Source organism: Chryseobacterium sp. R2A-55, assembly GCF_021401085.1.
Lineage (GTDB): Bacteria > Bacteroidota > Bacteroidia > Flavobacteriales > Weeksellaceae > Kaistella.
In genome coordinates, this window is sequence record NZ_JACBFP010000004.1 from 92,569 (window position 1) to 109,775 (window position 17,207).

Annotated in this window: 14 protein-coding genes; 7 read left to right on the plus strand and 7 right to left on the minus strand. The window is 40.6% G+C overall.

The genetic code is table 11. The annotated features are described in order from the left end of the window. Positions 1–38: 38 nt before the first annotated feature. The 3 genes from L0951_RS06695 to proS form a co-directional block, all read right to left on the minus strand. Positions 39–1,370, minus strand: coding sequence for an Nramp family divalent metal transporter (locus L0951_RS06695; RefSeq protein ID WP_234110456.1), 1,332 nt, complete (start codon positions 1,368–1,370; stop codon positions 39–41). Positions 1,371–1,491: 121 nt separating this feature from the next. Further along, positions 1,492–2,781 (minus strand): OmpA family protein, encoded by a 1,290-nt coding sequence (locus L0951_RS06700; RefSeq protein WP_234110457.1) that lies wholly within the window; start codon positions 2,779–2,781, stop codon positions 1,492–1,494. Between the two features lie 109 nt (positions 2,782–2,890). Beyond that, the gene (gene proS / locus L0951_RS06705) at positions 2,891–4,366 is read right to left on the minus strand and encodes a proline--tRNA ligase (RefSeq protein WP_234110458.1); all 1,476 of its coding nucleotides are present in this window, start codon (positions 4,364–4,366) and stop codon (positions 2,891–2,893) included. A gap of 157 nt (positions 4,367–4,523) precedes the next feature. On the opposite strand from proS, the gene L0951_RS06710 reads away from it, so the two are divergent. From L0951_RS06710 to apaG, 7 genes are all read left to right on the plus strand, one after another. Continuing rightward, positions 4,524–5,498 (plus strand): prolyl-tRNA synthetase, encoded by a 975-nt coding sequence (locus L0951_RS06710; RefSeq protein ID WP_234110459.1) that lies wholly within the window; start codon positions 4,524–4,526, stop codon positions 5,496–5,498. Positions 5,499–5,522: 24 nt separating this feature from the next. Further along, entirely contained in the window at positions 5,523–6,926 is a 1,404-nt protein-coding gene (locus L0951_RS06715) for an OmpP1/FadL family transporter (RefSeq protein WP_234110460.1), read from the plus strand. A gap of 227 nt (positions 6,927–7,153) precedes the next feature. Beyond that, on the plus strand, positions 7,154–8,422 hold the full coding sequence (locus L0951_RS06720) for a glucose-1-phosphate adenylyltransferase (protein ID WP_234110461.1): 1,269 nt from the start codon (positions 7,154–7,156) through the stop codon (positions 8,420–8,422). Positions 8,423–8,625: 203 nt separating this feature from the next. After that, positions 8,626–9,600, plus strand: coding sequence for a polyketide cyclase (locus tag L0951_RS06725; RefSeq protein WP_234110462.1), 975 nt, complete (start codon positions 8,626–8,628; stop codon positions 9,598–9,600). Positions 9,601–9,700: 100 nt separating this feature from the next. Beyond that, positions 9,701–12,508 (plus strand): 2-oxoglutarate dehydrogenase E1 component, encoded by a 2,808-nt coding sequence (locus L0951_RS06730; RefSeq protein ID WP_234110463.1) that lies wholly within the window; start codon positions 9,701–9,703, stop codon positions 12,506–12,508. 40 nt (positions 12,509–12,548) lie between these two features. Further along, positions 12,549–13,793, plus strand: a complete 1,245-nt coding sequence (gene odhB / locus L0951_RS06735) for a 2-oxoglutarate dehydrogenase complex dihydrolipoyllysine-residue succinyltransferase (RefSeq protein WP_234110464.1) — start codon at positions 12,549–12,551, stop codon at positions 13,791–13,793. 85 nt (positions 13,794–13,878) lie between these two features. Beyond that, complete coding sequence (gene apaG, locus L0951_RS06740; RefSeq protein ID WP_234110465.1) at positions 13,879–14,265, plus strand: Co2+/Mg2+ efflux protein ApaG; 387 nt, start codon at positions 13,879–13,881, stop codon at positions 14,263–14,265. 36 nt (positions 14,266–14,301) lie between these two features. Here apaG and L0951_RS06745 read toward each other — a convergent pair whose 3' ends face one another. The 4 genes from L0951_RS06745 to L0951_RS06760 all read right to left on the minus strand — a co-directional run bounded on the left by L0951_RS06745 (position 14,302) and on the right by L0951_RS06760 (position 17,183). Further along, positions 14,302–14,859 (minus strand): 3'-5' exonuclease, encoded by a 558-nt coding sequence (locus L0951_RS06745; protein ID WP_234110466.1) that lies wholly within the window; start codon positions 14,857–14,859, stop codon positions 14,302–14,304. A gap of 42 nt (positions 14,860–14,901) precedes the next feature. After that, on the minus strand, positions 14,902–15,669 hold the full coding sequence (locus L0951_RS06750; protein ID WP_234110467.1) for an alpha/beta hydrolase: 768 nt from the start codon (positions 15,667–15,669) through the stop codon (positions 14,902–14,904). Positions 15,670–15,758: 89 nt separating this feature from the next. Continuing rightward, the gene (locus L0951_RS06755; RefSeq protein ID WP_234110468.1) at positions 15,759–16,250 is read right to left on the minus strand and encodes a GEVED domain-containing protein; all 492 of its coding nucleotides are present in this window, start codon (positions 16,248–16,250) and stop codon (positions 15,759–15,761) included. A 75-nt stretch (positions 16,251–16,325) separates the two neighbouring features. After that, positions 16,326–17,183 carry an alpha/beta hydrolase gene (locus L0951_RS06760; protein WP_234110469.1) on the minus strand — a complete coding sequence of 286 codons (858 nt, stop codon included), beginning with the start codon at positions 17,181–17,183 and terminating at the stop codon, positions 16,326–16,328. Between the last annotated feature and the right edge of the window lie 24 nt (positions 17,184–17,207).

Consider the following 17,207-nt stretch of genomic DNA (forward strand, 5'->3'; position numbering starts at 1 on the left):
TTGAAGCTGAACTATCGAACAGAATATGTTATGGAATTTTAGAATATTTCCTCTACCAATAAAAATCCATTAAGTAGAATAATGATTCCGGCGATGATCCAGACGATGATTTTTAGCCAGAGTTTATTGGCGAATTCTCCCATTTTGGGTTTTGAATCGGTGAACATGATTAATGGAACTACCGCGAATCCTAGCTGCATTGACAAGATTACCTGACTTAACACCAAAAGCTGAGTGGTTCCTTTTTCGCCATAAAGAAGAGTGACGATGAGTGCGGGAATCACCGCAATGAGTCTTGTAATCAGTCTGCGAAGCCAAGGTTTTAGCCGAATATTCAAAAAACCTTCCATCACAATTTGTCCGGCTAAAGTTCCTGTTAAGGTAGAATTCTGGCCGGAAGCGAGTAGAGCAATCGCAAAGAATACACTTGCGAAGGTGGTTCCCAAGATCGGAGTGAGCATTTTGTAGGCATCGTGAATGTCTGCTACATCTTTGTTTCCGGAGGTATGAAAAGTTGCTGCGGCTACAATCAAAATCGCTGCGTTAATGAAGAACGCCAAGAAAAGCGACGAAGTACTGTCAATCGTCGCAAACTTGATTGCTTCTTTTTTGCCTTCTGGTGTGCGATCATAATTTCTAGTTTGCACAATACTGCTGTGCAGATACAGATTGTGCGGCATTACCGTGGCTCCCAAAATTCCTATTGCGATATAGAGCATCGAGGGGTTGGTGACGATTTCTTTTTGTGGAAGCAGACTGCTGACCATCGGAAGGATTTCGGGTTTGCTCAAAAAAATCTCATATCCGAAGCAAATCAAAATCACGAAAATCAATCCAGCGACTATACTTTCCAAAATTCTGAATCCTTTGGCCTGTAGGAAAAGGATAATGAAAACGTCAACTATAGTAATAACCACGCCCCAAGTTAAGGGGATTCCAAAAAGTAAATTCAATGCAATTGCTGAACCGATTACTTCCGCCAAATCACAGGCAGCGATCGCAATTTCGCAGAGAATCCACAAAATAAAATTGGTGGTTGGGTTGAAGTGGTCCCGACAGGCTTGCGCCAAATCTCGTTCAGCAACGATTCCTAGTTTTAGGGATAAGTGCTGCAGAATCATTGCAAAGATGTTCGAAATTAATATCACTGAAAGCAAGGCGTAGCCGAATTGTGCGCCACCCGCAATATCTGTTGCCCAGTTTCCGGGATCCATATATCCTACCGCAATCATGAGTCCAGGACCAACGAATGCGAGGAGCTTACGCCAAAAACCTGCATTTCTAGGCACATGAATGCTAGAGAAAACCTCTGGCAATGAGTCAGTGGTCTTTTGTTTTCTCCAACCGGATTTGATGATGTCTGAGAGCAATCTTATTTAAATGTTAGAATAATCTAACAAAAATAGCTAAATATTTTATACGGTCAAAATTTATATAAAAAAAACCGTTCCTAAATTTCGGAACGGGATTTATGATGATCAATTCTAAAAATTATTTTGTGAACCTAACAGCCATTTTTCGGTCTTTGGCTCTTTCTGCATCAGAGGCAGAAGCTGGAACAGTTGCCATTTTACTGCCATAACCTTCTGCTTCTGAAACTTGGGCACCAACACCGGCTTTTACTAGGGCAGCTTTGATGAATTCTGCTCTTGATTGCGATATTTTTAAATTCACAGCTTCGTCGCCGGTTTTATCAGTGTAGCCTCCAATTTTGATTTTGACCTCTGGGTAGGCTTTTAAGATGGCAACTAAATTATCAATTTGTTCTTGTGAACCAGGCTCCAATTCAGTAGATGAACCCATTTTGAAATTGACATTATCAAAATTGTACCATTTGTCTTTCAACACAGCGTCATCAGAAGCGTTTTTGTAGCCATCAGACTTTAGGAATGCGATCATAGATTCTTCCATTCCACCTGCATTTCCTTTTAGTTTGATCCCGTTGAGGTCGATTTCAGTTGGAGATTTGGCAGTAGTTGTTGCGGCCGTTGGCGCATTTGCTACTGCGGTATCCTGAATCACTTCGGTTGTGGTGTCTGATGTAGTCGTTGTGGAATCGGTAGTAGGTTTATTGAATTGTGTCCAAAGGAACCATCCGGCAAGACCCAGTAGCAATAGCGGCAATAGCCATTTCCAGATTGATCCGCCATCGGTGTTGTAGTCATTAGTCTCAACGTTTGTGGTAGATGTTCCGCCTCTGGTGACTTCCACTTTTGTTTGGTCATCAGAAGTTAGTAGGACTTTTTCTGCATCTGGAGTAGCGACAGAACCCCAATTTCCTAATCCTAATGACGCCAAAGTCAATCCAGCAGGAAGAAGAGAAGAAACGATTCCTTTTTGCTCCTGTAATAAGCTGCTAATTCCCGATGCATCAAGATGATTATCGGCCACATATTTTCCTAAAGATCCCAGAGTGGCACCGGTGACCAAATTTAATAATGAATGGGAACTGGAATTGCTTACTCCTGAAAAAGTGGAAACTGCATTGACAAGACCACCTGCTTTATCACCGAAAATTGCTGAAAGTACGGTACTAATCAAAGAATTACCCGAGGATGCACCTAGCAAGTTGCCAAGAATTCCACTGGAAGCAGCTCCGGTAATAGAATCGATAACTCCAGGTTGATCCGCATTGTTTGCCAATCCACCTACCACTGCTGGAAGTAAGCCACTAATGGCTTTTGATACTCCTGATTCGCTCTCACCAAGTTGCGAGGCGGCTTGCGAAATCAGTGCAGAACCCAACTGCCCCTTGATAAGGTCAATAATGTTTAATGCCATAATAGTTTATTTTTTTTGATTAATAAACCAAATTTATGCAATAATTAATCCAAAATGTTAACATTTCAATCATTTTATATAATTATTAACATTATTGTAAATGAGTGTTTTAATACGCTTTGGCGAAAATCACCCGCTGCTTAGATGGTTTTCCGGAGATCAGTGAAATTCCATTTTCTTGAGGGTTGTCTAAAGGAATACAGCGGATCGTTGCCTTTGTTTCATTTTTGATTTGTTCCTCTTCTTCGGCAGTTCCGTCCCAATGTGCAGAGATAAAACCTCCTTTTTCTTCAAGTACTTTCTTGAATTCTTCATATGAATCTACCTTGGTAATATGAGATGCCCTGAAATCTAGTGCCTTTTGGAAGATTGCTTGTTGGATGGTTTTCAGCAATTCCTCAATATACAGATCGATGTTTTCTAAAGGCTGTACAGATTTGGTTAAATTGTCTCTTCTGGCAACTTCCACTGTTTTGTTTTCCAAATCGCGTGCACCCAATGCGATTCTTACCGGAACTCCTTTTAGTTCGTATTCGGCAAATTTCCAACCTGGTTTATTTTGATCATCGTTATCGTATTTAACGGAGATTCCCTTGGCAACTAATTTCTTTTGAATTTCGAGAGCAACTTCGCTGATCTGATTCAATTGTTCTTCGCCTTTAAAAATAGGAACGATTACCACTTGGATGGGCGCCAGACTCGGTGGCAAAACCAAACCTAAGTCATCTGAATGGGTCATGATCAGAGCTCCCATCAGTCGGGTGGAAGTTCCCCATGAAGTCGCCCATGCATGTTCGATTTTACCTTCTTTGTTGGTGAACTTTACATCGAAAGCTTTCGCAAAATTTTGCCCTAAGAAGTGGGAGGTTCCTGCCTGAAGAGCTTTTCCGTCCTGCATCAAAGCTTCAATACAATAGGTTTCATCAGCACCGGCAAATCTTTCAGATGGGGTCTTGATGCCTTTAATGACTGGGATTGCCATGAAATTTTCGGCAAAGTCTGCATAAACATCAAGCATTTTTTCTGTTTCCTCGATGGCTTCTTCCTTGGTGGAATGAGCAGTGTGACCTTCTTGCCAAAGAAATTCGGCAGTCCTTAGAAATAGTCTCGTTCTCATTTCCCAGCGAACCACATTAGCCCATTGGTTGATGAGGATCGGCAAATCACGATAAGATTGAATCCAGCTTTTATAGGTGTTCCAGATAATGGCTTCTGAAGTTGGTCTCACGATCAGTTCCTCTTCCAACTTAGCATCGGGATCTACGATGAGTTTTTTTGGATTATCTGGATCAGACTTTAATCGATAGTGTGTGACGACGGCACATTCTTTCGCAAAACCTTCGGCATTTTGTTCCTCTGCCTCAAAATAGCTTTTTGGGATAAAAAGCGGGAAATAGGCATTTTGGTGGCCGGTTTCCTTGAATTTTTTGTCCATTTCATCCCTCATTTTTTCCCAGATTGCATAGCCATACGGTTTGATTACCATGCATCCGCGAACTCCCGAATTCTCGGCAAGGTCTGCTTTTACCACTAACTCATTATACCATTTACTGTAATCTTCGGCTCTTGAAGTAAGTTTTGCCATATCTTTGTCTTTTATTTTTCTATTTTTGTTTTAACTTTTTGCGACCTGCCCTATCTAATTTAAAAAGCTTAATTTTACAAGGGAATTTTACCTTTCGAATGGTATAATTTTGGTAGAAAATGCAAATATAATTCAAATTAAAACTTTTCAGCTTATCATGAAAAAATTTACGTATAAAAATTTGCTTGGAATGCTTAAATCGAATGTGGTTTTAGGTATTTCGGCTGCTTTGGTTCTTGCTTCCTGCACCATTCAGACTGGGGGATACAGCGAGACCGATGGAGTTTATTACGACCCGAACAAAGACACTTTGCCAGAGGGAATAGTGATGAATTCCGGAAACCGTGTTGGAGAGTATTATGATTACCAGGCAAATGACGACCAAAACGTTTATCTTAATTCTGAAAACAGAAACCAAAAATGGCAAGATTCCGGAAATTCTGATTGGGGTAATTTTACAGGAACGGAAACCTATTACACTGACAATTGGGGGTATTCTCCTTATGGTTACTATAATGGTTTCGGATTTGGAATGGGATTCGGTTGGGGATATAGTGGATATTACAGTCCTTGGGGATTTGGCTATAATCCTTGGTATGGTTATTACAATCCTTGGTACGGTTACTACAGCCCTTATTATTACGGATACAATCCGTATTATGGATATTATGACCCTTATTATTCTCCATATAATTACGGGTATGGTTATTCAGTTCCTTACAAAAGACGAGGTGCAGAAGGTATGTCTATCGGAGGTGTGAATAGAAATTCAGTCAATCAGGGGGTCAGAAATGCTGATTCACCTGGATTTAGAAATACGAATACCAATGGCGGATTTAGGAATAACAGTGGTCAATTCAATAATAACACAAGGATAAATCCAACAAATCCAAACAATAATCCGCAGCCAAGAATGCGAAACACCTATCCGAACACCACGCCAAGAAACGATACTTCGCCACGGTATCAGCAGCCGATCAAAAGAAATGACGGAGGTGGTTTCAGGAGTGGTGGAGACAGTGGTTTCCGTTCAGGAAACAGCAGCGGTTTCAGAAACGGAGGTGGCTTCAACAGTGGCTCTTCAAACTCCAGTGGAACCAGATCATCTGGTGGAGGCGGATTCAGAAGATAACATTAATATTATTTAAATTATAAAATGGTCAGAAAATCATTAATGATTTTGGGCATTGCTTCAGCTTATTTTGTCAATGCGCAACAGGTTTCAGTCATCAGAAACACCGTGGAAGTATATTCCAATTCTTCGGTCAACGGAACTTCAAAATTTAATTCAATGGCGGGTTCCATGGGAGCTTTGGGTGGAGATATTTCAGTTTTGAATTCCAATCCGGCAGGTATTGGGGTGAATATTACCAGTGAAATTTCAGGAACTTTAGATATTCAAAACAGTAACAATTCCACAACCTCATTTGGTAAATCCTTAGAAAGCGATATCAATAAGACGGTTCTGGGAAATGTGGGAGGTACTGCGGCCTTTAAAATTGAAGGGAACACGCCCTGGAAATTTGTAAACTTGGCAGTAAATTTCTCTACTCAAAAAATTGAGGATAGAACCAGATCAGCTGGTAATCCGAATATCGTTTTTAATTATTTGAACAATGATGGAACGCCATATACTGATTTGAGTTTTGCGGGTCAATATTATGAGCGGTACGGTGAAGTTTCGAAAATGTCTGTAGGGGTTGGTGGAAATTATGATAACCGCATCTATGTCGGTTTAGGCCTGAATTTTCACAACGCTGTTTTGGATCAGTATGACAGAGCCAGTTTCTTATCGAGTGCAGATGGCAAAACTGAAATTGGGGACAAGCAATACACTCCATATTCTGAAACATCAAGCGGATTCTCAGCTTCGGTGGGCATCATCGGGAAAATAAATCCGCAATTCCGACTGGGTGCGGCTTTGGAAACGCCAACCTGGTGGAATATGGTGAGACTTTATAATGCATACAGTGATGTGGATAACGCAACTTATACCGAAGACAGCAAACTTTCAAGCCCACTAAAAGCAACTTTAAGCGCGGCCTATGTTCCCAATAAAAACTTCGCGATCAATGTGGACTATGTTTTGGGTCTTACCAAACCGACGTTTAAAGAATATGGAGCGGCAGATGTGGAAGCCAACCAAATTATTTCCGAAAATTACAAAAACTTGTCTGAAATCAGAATAGGTGCGGAATACAGAATTGATGGTTTCCGTTTGAGAGGAGGGTATGCTTATGCGTCGAGTCCTTTCGACAATATTTCGGTGAATTCATATAAAACTGACGGAACTTCCGGGAATGCTTCATTTGCCAATATGTTTGTGGGGAAAAGAAATACCGTCGGCGCGGGAATAGGTTACGATTTCAAAGCATTCTTCATCGATGCAGCGTATCAAAATGTAAGTTCCGAGTACAGCAGTCCATTCTTGGCAGGTTCTGCTGCTACTGAAACAGGTTATTATACCCCGAATTTCATCGTTAATTCCCCAGCTTATTCAGTTTCCAGTGTGAAAAATAAAAAGAACAATTACTTCATCACGCTCGGCTGGAAGTTTTAAGTTCCAGAGTGAGGTGAAATAAATAATGGAGAATCCCGCCCTTAAGTTTCAGGTGCGGGATTTTTTCATAGAAGTATCATGCTGAAAAATAGGAATTAACTTCAGGTTAAGACAAAATCAAATTCGCATTAACTGCCATAAAACAAGACTTTTTATTTTGCTAATGTCTCAAAAATGATTAATATTGTTAAGTGCAAATTGGTGTGAAACATTAATCTAATCAGTCTATGAAACCCAGCGTTATTTCGATCGTTTTAGGCGGCGGAAGAGGAACTCGACTTTTCCCGCTTACTTATTCCCGTTCAAAACCGGCAGTGCCCATTGCCGGAAAATACCGTTTGGTGGACATCCCAATTTCAAACTGTCTGAACTCGGGTTTTAACAGAATTATGGTATTGACGCAATTCAATTCGGCATCGCTGAATTCGCATATTAAAAACTCTTATCATTTCGATATTTTCAGTCGCGGATTTGTCGATATTTTGGCCGCTGAGCAGAATGTGGAGAACGACCAGTGGTATCAGGGAACAGCGGATGCAGTGAGGCAATCGATGAAGCACCTGGATAAATATGACTACGATTTTATTTTGATACTTTCCGGTGACCAGCTGTATCAGATGGATTTCCGCGAAATGATTGATTTCCATTGCAAGAATGAGGGCGATATCACCATCGCGACCATTCCTGTGAATGCATATGATGCGACTGGTTTTGGAATCCTCAAGTCAGATGATGAGGGAAATATCACTTCATTTATTGAAAAACCCTCTTCAGATATGCTGCCTGAATGGAAATCTGAGGTCTCCGAGAAAAGTAAAAATGAAGGCAAAGAATATCTTGCTTCAATGGGAATTTATGTGTTCAGTAAAAATGTTTTGAAGAAAATGTTTGCTGAAGATTGCGGCGACGATTTTGGAGGTGAATTGATCCCCAATGGAATAGGGAAATACAAAACCCTCAGTTTTCAATATGATGGTTATTGGACAGATATTGGAACCATACAATCCTTCTTTGACGCCAATCTTGATTTGACAGGTGATTTTCCTAAATTTAACCTATTTACCAAAGCCCCGATTTATACCAGAGCCAGAATGCTTCCACCATCAAAAATCCTAGGTTCCTACGTGAGCAAAGCGATTTTTGGAGACGGAACCATCGTGATGGCAGACAAAATTGAGAATTCAATCGTGGGAAACCGAAGCAGAATTGATAAAGGAAGCACCTTGATGAGTACCTATATGATGGGTTCAGATTATTACCAGGAGCCATCAGAGATTATTGCAAACGATAACGAGGGCAAACCTAACTTGGGCGTAGGGAAATACTGCTATATCGAGCGGGCAATTTTGGACAAAAACTGCCGTATTGGCGACAATGTGCGAATTATTGGTGCAAAACATCTCGCAGACGGGGATTTTGAAACCCATTCTATTAAAGACGGTATCGTGGTCGTGAAGAAAAACGCCCAGATTCCTCCCGGAACCCATATTCCTTAAGAAGTGACCGGGAAGCCCCATTTCTTAATGCTGTTTTTTATTTATTGCGAAAAGTAATAAAACTGCACTATTGACTATTTTCATCTTCCAAGGAAAAACTTTTCGTCCTGAAATTTCAATTCAATTCGCTATTTTTGCGCATGCGATTTCTTAAGTTCGGTATTGTCATTCTGCTTTTTTTAGCAGCAATATATGCGGTTTCAATGAATTTTGTGGATGAAAGTAGAAGCTTCACCATCGAAAAGGAAATCAGTTATCCTGTAGAGAAAGTATTTCCACAATTCAATAATCTGCAAAACTTTGCCCGGTGGAATGCCTTCTTCAGCGATGATCCCCAAATGAGCTACCAATTCTTTTCTCCATATGAAGGTCAAGGTAGTTCGATGACCTACCGCAATCTTAAAAATAGCGGCACCATGGGAGAAATCTTTATACGGTATGAAAACCCACTCCACACACTGAGGTATCAACTTTTTGAGGGAAAACATAACAGCCCTTATTTAATTGATCTAAAATTTAAAACTGGTAACCAAAAAACCAAAATCACCTGGATCATCCACACGCCGAAACAGCCGTTTCTCAAACGTTCTCTTAATTTAATCAATGAAGATTATATCGCTGAGCAAATTGACAGAAGCATGAAAAACCTGGTCCATATTCTGGCAAATAAAGTGGATAAGGAAGAGCAAAGAAAAAATCTCAAATTTGACAGTTTGATGGTGGAAGATGCCCAAAACCAGTTGCTTCTAGGAATTAACGTGACCACTAAAAACATGAAAAATACCTTGTTCAAAAATATCGTGATGAATCACAACAAGGTGCTGAATTTCATCACCATGGATTTAGGCAAGAGAGATGACGAATATGGCGCACCGGTGATGATCACTGACGCTGATAATTTTAAAGATAAAGAAGTTTCATATTTCTATGGAATTCCTCTCTCCAGAAAATTGGAAATATCGGATAATAATTTCAGTTTCAGGACCTTAAATGCATCCAGAAACTACGTGATTTACTACCAAGGTAGTTATGCAGGAAGAATAAAACCCATACAGCAATTGCTTTTGCAGGCAAAGAAGGATTCCCTAAAAAGCGGGTATCTTCAGCAGACTTTCTTGGAACGACCCGATGACGAAAACAATGCCGTGATCAAATTGTCTTTACCTGTTTTTAAATAATTTGTTTTTGATTATTTTTAAAAGTCTATCGGCTTTACTACTTCACTTATTTTCCCTAAATTTGTGGTTTAAATAAAATTCAACAGTTAACCTGTAAAAAATGGACAAATTTTCATTTCTGAATGCCGCTCATTCACAGCTGATTGAGGACCTATACCAACAATACCAAAAATTTCCTGATTCTTTAGAGCCTTCCTGGAAAGCATTTTTCCAGGGATTTGATTTTGCTCTGGAAAATTATGGCGAAGATATACCGGAAAACCAAACTGTTTCTGCACCGCAGAAGGTAACGCAGTTTGCCAACCAACAACTCGCAACGGGACAAATTTCGAATGATATCCAAAAGGAATTCCATGTTCTAAACCTGATCGAAGGTTATAGACAGCGCGGCCATCTTTTCACGAAAACCAATCCGGTGCGGGACAGAAGACATTATGAGCCCACTTTAGCAATAGAAAATTTTGGGCTAACCAAAGAAGATTTGAATAAAAAGTTCAATTCTGCAACCGAAATCGGAATGAGTGGTGCAGCTACATTGGCAGAAATCATTAGCCGCCTGGAAAATATTTATTGCGCTTCCATCGGGACAGAGTATATGCACATCAACAATGTGGAGGAAAAACTCTATATCCGGAAATGGTTGCAGGTCAATGAGAACAAAGCAAAACTCAACGCTGCCGAAAAAGTAGAGATCCTTGGTAAACTCAATCAGGGTGTTGCTTTCGAGAATTATCTCCATACCAAATTCGTGGGTCAAAAAAGATTTTCCCTGGAAGGTAACGAATCTTTGATTCCGGCTTTGGACCAGCTGATCACCAGATCTTCTCAACTGGGAGTTGATGAGGTGGTTTTAGGAATGGCTCACCGAGGCAGATTGAATGTCTTAACCAATATTTTCGGCAAATCATATAAGGAAATATTTTCTGAATTCGAAGGAAAGGAATTCACGGAGGATATTTTTTCAGGGGACGTGAAATATCACTTGGGTGCCTCCAAAAAAATCACCACAGAAAACGGCGAGCAAGTCTGCATCAATCTCACTCCCAATCCATCCCATCTGGAAACAGTAGCGGCCTTGGTGGAGGGAATTTGTAGGGCAAAAGTGGACAACAAATATAAAGACTACAAGAAGGTGCTGCCAATTGTCATCCATGGTGACGGAGCAATTGCAGGTCAGGGAATTGTATATGAAGTGGCTCAAATGATGACCTTGGACGGATACAAAACTGGTGGAACAGTGCATATTGTGGTGAATAACCAGGTTTCGTTTACCACTAATTATCTGGACGCCAGATCGTCCATCTATTGTACAGATATTGCAAAAGTTACGGAATCTCCTGTGATGCATGTGAATGCGGATGATGTGGAAGCTGTAGTGCATGCTATTCGGTTTGCTGCGGATTTCCGGGCGACTTTCGGAAAAGATGTGTATATTGATTTATTGGGATACAGGAAATATGGTCACAATGAAGGTGACGAACCAAGATTCACCCAACCCAATCTCTATAAACTGATTTCTAAACATCCTAATCCAAGAGAAATCTACAAAGAAGTCCTGATTAAGGAAGGCATCGTTTCCGACGAAAAAATGAAGGAAATGGAAGCGAAATTTAAAACTTTGCTTGACGCAGATTTTGATGCCGCGAAGGAAATCGAGAAAAACACGATGGATGTCTTTATGGCAGATGATTGGAAAGACTATCCGAGCTATGCCAAAGGCGAGATGCTGAAATCGGTAAATACTGGCTTTAAGGTTAATGATTTGAAAGACTTGGCCATCAAAATGTCAACTTTACCAAAAGATAAAAAATTCATCAGTAAAATTACCAGACTTTATGAAGCCAGATTAAAGGCGATTGATTCCAATTCACTGGACTGGGCTCTCGGTGAATGGTTAGCGTATGCTACTTTGCTTACGGAAGGAAACAACGTGAGAATCTCCGGTGAAGACGTGGAACGGGGAACTTTCTCTCACCGTCATGCTGTAGTGAAAACTGAGGATACTGAAGAAGAATACGTGCCATTAAGACATGTTTCTGAAAGCCGTTTTGATATTTATAATTCACATCTTTCAGAGTACGGAGTACTCGGATTTGATTACGGTTATGCAATGGCGTCGCCAAATACACTGACAGTTTGGGAGGCGCAGTTTGGTGACTTTACAAACGGTGCGCAAATCATCGTGGATCAATATTTGGTTGCTGCCGAAGAAAAATGGAAAATCCAGAATGGTTTGGTGATGCTGCTTCCACACGGTTCTGAAGGACAGGGTGCAGAACACTCTTCAGCCCGTTTGGAGAGATTTTTGACACTTTGTGCAAACGAAAATATGACGGTTGCCAATGCAACAACTCCTGCCAATTATTTCCATTTATTAAGAAGACAGATGAAATGGAATTTCAGAAAGCCTTTAGTGGTGATGACCCCAAAATCTTTGCTTCGGCATCCAAAAGTGGTTTCACCTTTAGAAGACTTTGCCAATGGTCACTTTCAACCGATTTTGGATGATCCAACCGCAATACCGGAAAAAGTGGAAAAACTAGTGCTCTGCTCCGGTAAAATCTATTACGAATTATTGGCTAAGAAAGAAGAACTCAGTTGTGATACGATTGCTTTGGTAAGAATTGAGCAGCTTTATCCCCTTGCCATGGACAAGATTGAAGAAATCTTTGCCAAATATTCCAGCAAAAAATCTTTGATTTGGGTTCAGGAAGAACCTGAAAATATGGGCGCATGGAGCTATATTTTGAGAAATTTGCGAAATACCGATATCCAGGTGATTGCACCGGTTCCAAGTGGAAGTCCTGCTCCGGGAAGTCACAAAATGTTTGAAAAGAATCAAAACGCGATTATTAATAAGGTTTTTGATCGGGACGATGCACCAGCGAAAAGACCGGTTACCGCGTAATTGCAGCTTAAATATTAAATCATAAACAAAAATATTCACGATGTCCATACTAGAAATGAAAGTCCCATCACCGGGAGAATCCATCACAGAAGTTGAAATCGCACAATGGCTAGTTAAAGACGGCGATTATGTGGAAAAAGACCAACCTATCGCCGAAGTTGATTCCGACAAAGCCACCCTGGAACTGCCGGCTGAAGAAAGCGGAGTCATCACTTTGAAGGCAGAAGAAGGTGAAGTGGTGCAGGTGGGACAGGTTGTTTGCCTGATTGATACCGCTGCTTCCAAACCGGATGGTGCCACTGCTCCTGCTGCACAAACTCCGAAAGCAGAACAGAAGATTGAGGAGAAACCTGAAGTAGTGCAGGAAGCCAAGAAAGAAACAGCAAAACCTGCTTCTTATGCCGCGGGAACTCCTTCACCTGCAGCGAAGAAAATTTTGGATGAAAAAGGAATTACACCTGAACAGGTTTTAGGTTCTGGAAAAGACGGAAGAATAACGAAACAGGATGCAGAAACAGCAGCTGTTCCTGCAATGGGTTCCGTTTCTGCAATCAGCGGTTCAAGAGCTTCTACCACCACAAAGCTTTCAGTTCTAAGAAGAAAATTGGCAACAAGATTGGTTTCCGTGAAAAATGAAACTGCGATGTTGACCACTTTTAACGAAGTGGATATGTCTGAAATCTTTAGAATCAGAAAACAATATAAAGACGAATTCTCGGCAAAACACGGCGTTGGATTAGGTTTCATGTCCTTCTTTACAAAGGCAGTTACCAGAGCACTGCAAATGTATCCGGATGTGAATGCGTCTATTGATGGAGATTTCAAGATTAATTACGACTTCTGCGATATTTCAATTGCGGTTTCCGGTCCGAAAGGCTTAATGGTTCCCGTTTTGAGAAATGCCGAAACCATGTCATTCAGAGGTGTTGAAGCCAGCATCAAAGAATTGGCAGAAAGAGTAAGAGACGGAAAAATTACGGTAGATGAAATGACGGGTGGAACTTTTACCATAACCAATGGTGGAGTTTTCGGCTCCATGCTTTCTACTCCGATTATCAATCCGCCACAATCTGCGATTTTGGGAATGCACAACATTATTCAAAGACCGGTTGCTGTAAATGGACAGGTGGAAATCCGTCCGATGATGTATGTGGCCATGTCTTATGACCACAGAATTATTGACGGCAGAGAATCTGTGGGATTCTTGGTTGCGGTGAAAGAGGGAATTGACAATCCTGTTGAAGTCTTAATGGGCGGCGACGAAAGAAAAGCTTTGGAACTTTAAATAAAATAGGTAAAGATTCTGAAAATATTCAAAATCCCGTCAAAAAAGGCGGGATTTTTGTATAGAATACATAAAGCACAATATCATGTTCTCTACAACTACTTTTGACATCAAGGTTTCGGTAAATCCGGAATATGACATGAAGAATAGTTTTCCTTCAGAAAACCGTTTCGTTTTCAGGTACCACATTATTATTGAAAATATGGGTGAAGTGCCCATTCAGCTGATGAAGAGAAAATGGCTGATCTACGATGTGGGCTTTGGATATACTGAAGTTTCTGGAGATGGGGTCATTGGTCTTACCCCAGAAATAAAACCAGGTGAGAGTTTCCGGTATTTTTCAAACGTCATTCTCCGATCAGGTGTGGGAAGCATGCATGGCGTGTATTACTGCAGAAACCTTTTGAACAACGAAGAAATCGGGGTTGAAATTCCGAAGTTCAATTTGGTGGCGGAAGTTTTGAGTAATTAAGATAAAAAAACAGATTTTTCGAGATCTGTTTTTTTGCTAAAGCAGCTTCAAGCTTTTCTTCATCACTTCTTGGATTTCGTCATTTGAGGTGACCATCAAATTCTGGAAAGCCAGAAGTGAAATTTGGGCGCAGACTTCAGCATCTGCTCCTGCTCGGTGATGGTTGAAGGAGATGTGGTGTTGTTCCGCCAAACTTTTCAATCCATATCTTGGTAATGTTTTCCATGCTTTTTTTGCCAATGAAATCGAGCAGAGATAATTGATTTTCGGTTTGAAAAATCCATAATAATCAAGACAACCACGCAAAACGCCAGCATCAAAAGCGGCATTGTGTGCGATCATCAGATTGCCATATATCATATTTTCGGCTTCGTGCCAAATGTCTTCAAAAGTTGGCGCATTTTGAACATCTTCCGGGGTAATTCCATGCACATCAATATTTCTCGGATGAAAATAGGGAAAACTTGGGGGTTTGATCAGCCAGGTTTTTGTTTCCACAATTTCACCATTTTCCACCAGACAAATTCCCATTTCACAGGCGGAGTTTCTTTCGTGGGTAGCAGTTTCAAAGTCGATGGCGCAAAAATGGAGCATAATGAGTCAATGGAGTTGTAGGGTTCGGATTTGTTTTTAAAATTATTTTAGAATTTTTCTTAATTCTTCACGGAATTCCTTATGGTGAATCAAATCATCATGGGTTCCGCCTTTTATCTCGATGAATTTTTTATCGATTTTCGGATGTGTATTTTCAAAAGTCTCGAAAAGTTTTTTCGCGGACTTTATCGGAACCATTAAATCCTTAGTTCCATGAAATTGAAATAGAGGAACTTTCACCTTCAAAATATGTTCATTCGAAAGAAAGTGGTAGTACATTTTGGGCGAAACTTTGTCAGTCACCTTCACAGGTAACCATCGGCTCGCTATATCCTGCAAGTTGAAAAATGTAGCTTCCAAGATTGCCATTTTCGGTTGGTTTTCGCCTGCTATCTTCGTGGCGAAAGCACCACCCAAACTTCTGCCATAAACCACAATGTTCTTCTCGTCATAATTCTCTTTCGCAAAATCATAAAAAGACTGGGCGTCTGAATAAAGAAATTTTTCATTTCGGGGTCCTGAACTTTTACCATAACCTCGATAATCCATTACCAAAACATCATAGTCAAATTTGGTGAATTCCATTGCTATTTTTCCCCAGCGGCCAAGATTATCCGCATTGCCGTGGAAATAAAGGATTACCCCTTTCGGCTTTTTGATTTTGAAATGAAGGATGTTGATTTTACCGCCGAAAGGAGTTTCGAGGAGATGTTCTTCAAAGTTTTCTCGGAAATCAAACTGGTGTTCACTTGCCAAAACTTTAGGCAAAAAGACCACTTTTTCTTGAAAATATTTGATGAGTTCGGACATTTGGCAAATTTACGGAAGAATTGAGAAATTTGGCAAAAAAAAACATGCGGCACAAAGCCGCATGTCAAGGATTAAAAAGTTTCCTGCTTCTAATTTTTGCTAAATCTTCTGGAAACCACGTTTCCATTTGCGTCTGTCATTTGAATTACATAAGCGCCGGTTTGAAGTTTACTGGTATTGATGACGTTTCCATCAATTTTCACATCAATTCTCTTACCGCTGATGTCAAACACTTGAACGTTTTTCGGATTAAATCCTTTTACGTTTAGCACATCAGATGTTGGATTAGGATAAATTTGAACAGCTTGGTTCGATTGGTTGTCAGTTACTCCCATGGTTCCAACCACGATGGTGTAATCTTCAGCTTCACTCCAGTTTTGGTTTCCGCATGGAACAGGTACAGTAGTGGATCCAAAAACCGCACGGATCCTCATTCTGTAAGAACCAGCTGGTTGACCTGCAGGAACTGTGATTGCAACCGGACTCAAGCTAGGAGCTCCATTGGCATTGTTGGTGATTGTACCTAAATCATAGGCAGTTGCACTGGTAAAATTCGGATCGTTCCCATTCCAATCAATCAATTAATACAACGAGATATGTTTTGAAAGATACCATATTCCCTTAACCGGTCTAATTGAGCGGAGAAATTTTGCGAATTATTTGCGGTGCGAATAACCAATACTGGTTGTTTCAGGATCGAAGCGTGCTTTCCTTTCCTGGAAAATCTCCTCCATCACCCGGTGATATTCTTCAAACTGATGCACATTGATATGTCCGGCTTTCAAAATCACATAAAGTCTGGTCAGGTCAGGATTGATTTCGGATAAGTCAACCGCCGTGGAAAGAGGAACCAACCTGTCATCGCTTCCATGAATTATCCTGATCGGACAGCGGACGTTTTTCAGGTAATGAAATGTCGGAATATTATATCGTAAGAATGGTTTTGCAGGCATAAAAGGAAGAAAGCGGTGTATCGTCCGAAGAAGAGAATAAAGCGGAGAAGTAAGGATCAAAAGTCTTGGATTGTTCTTCGCTGCGAGTCTTGCCGCAAACCCTGAACCAAGCGACCTGCCATAAACCACAATTCTTTCCTCGGAAAACTGCTTTTTCGCGAGGTCATAGATAAACTGAGAGTCGCGCTTCATCGCATCCACCGTTCTTTTTCCGGTGCTTTTTCCGAATCCGCGGTAGTCCATCATGATTACGTCATATCCTAGTCTGGTAAAATCAATGGCAAATTTTCCCCATCCTTTGATGCTTTTCGTGTTTCCCTTTAAATAAATTACCACGCCTTTCGGTTCATCCACCAAAAAGTGAAGGTAGTTGATTTTTGCGCCGGGTTCTGGCTCCACAATGACTTCCTCAGCTTTTAGATGGTCATATGCAAATTTGAAATCTGGCGGTAGCTTTTCGGCCTGGAAGAAAAACTTATCTTGAAAAAAATAAATAAAAAGCCCAATAAAAAGGGTAATACAAAGTACAATTGCAAAAAAGGTGTAGAGATCTATTTTCATTTTCAGTATAAAAATAGAGATTAT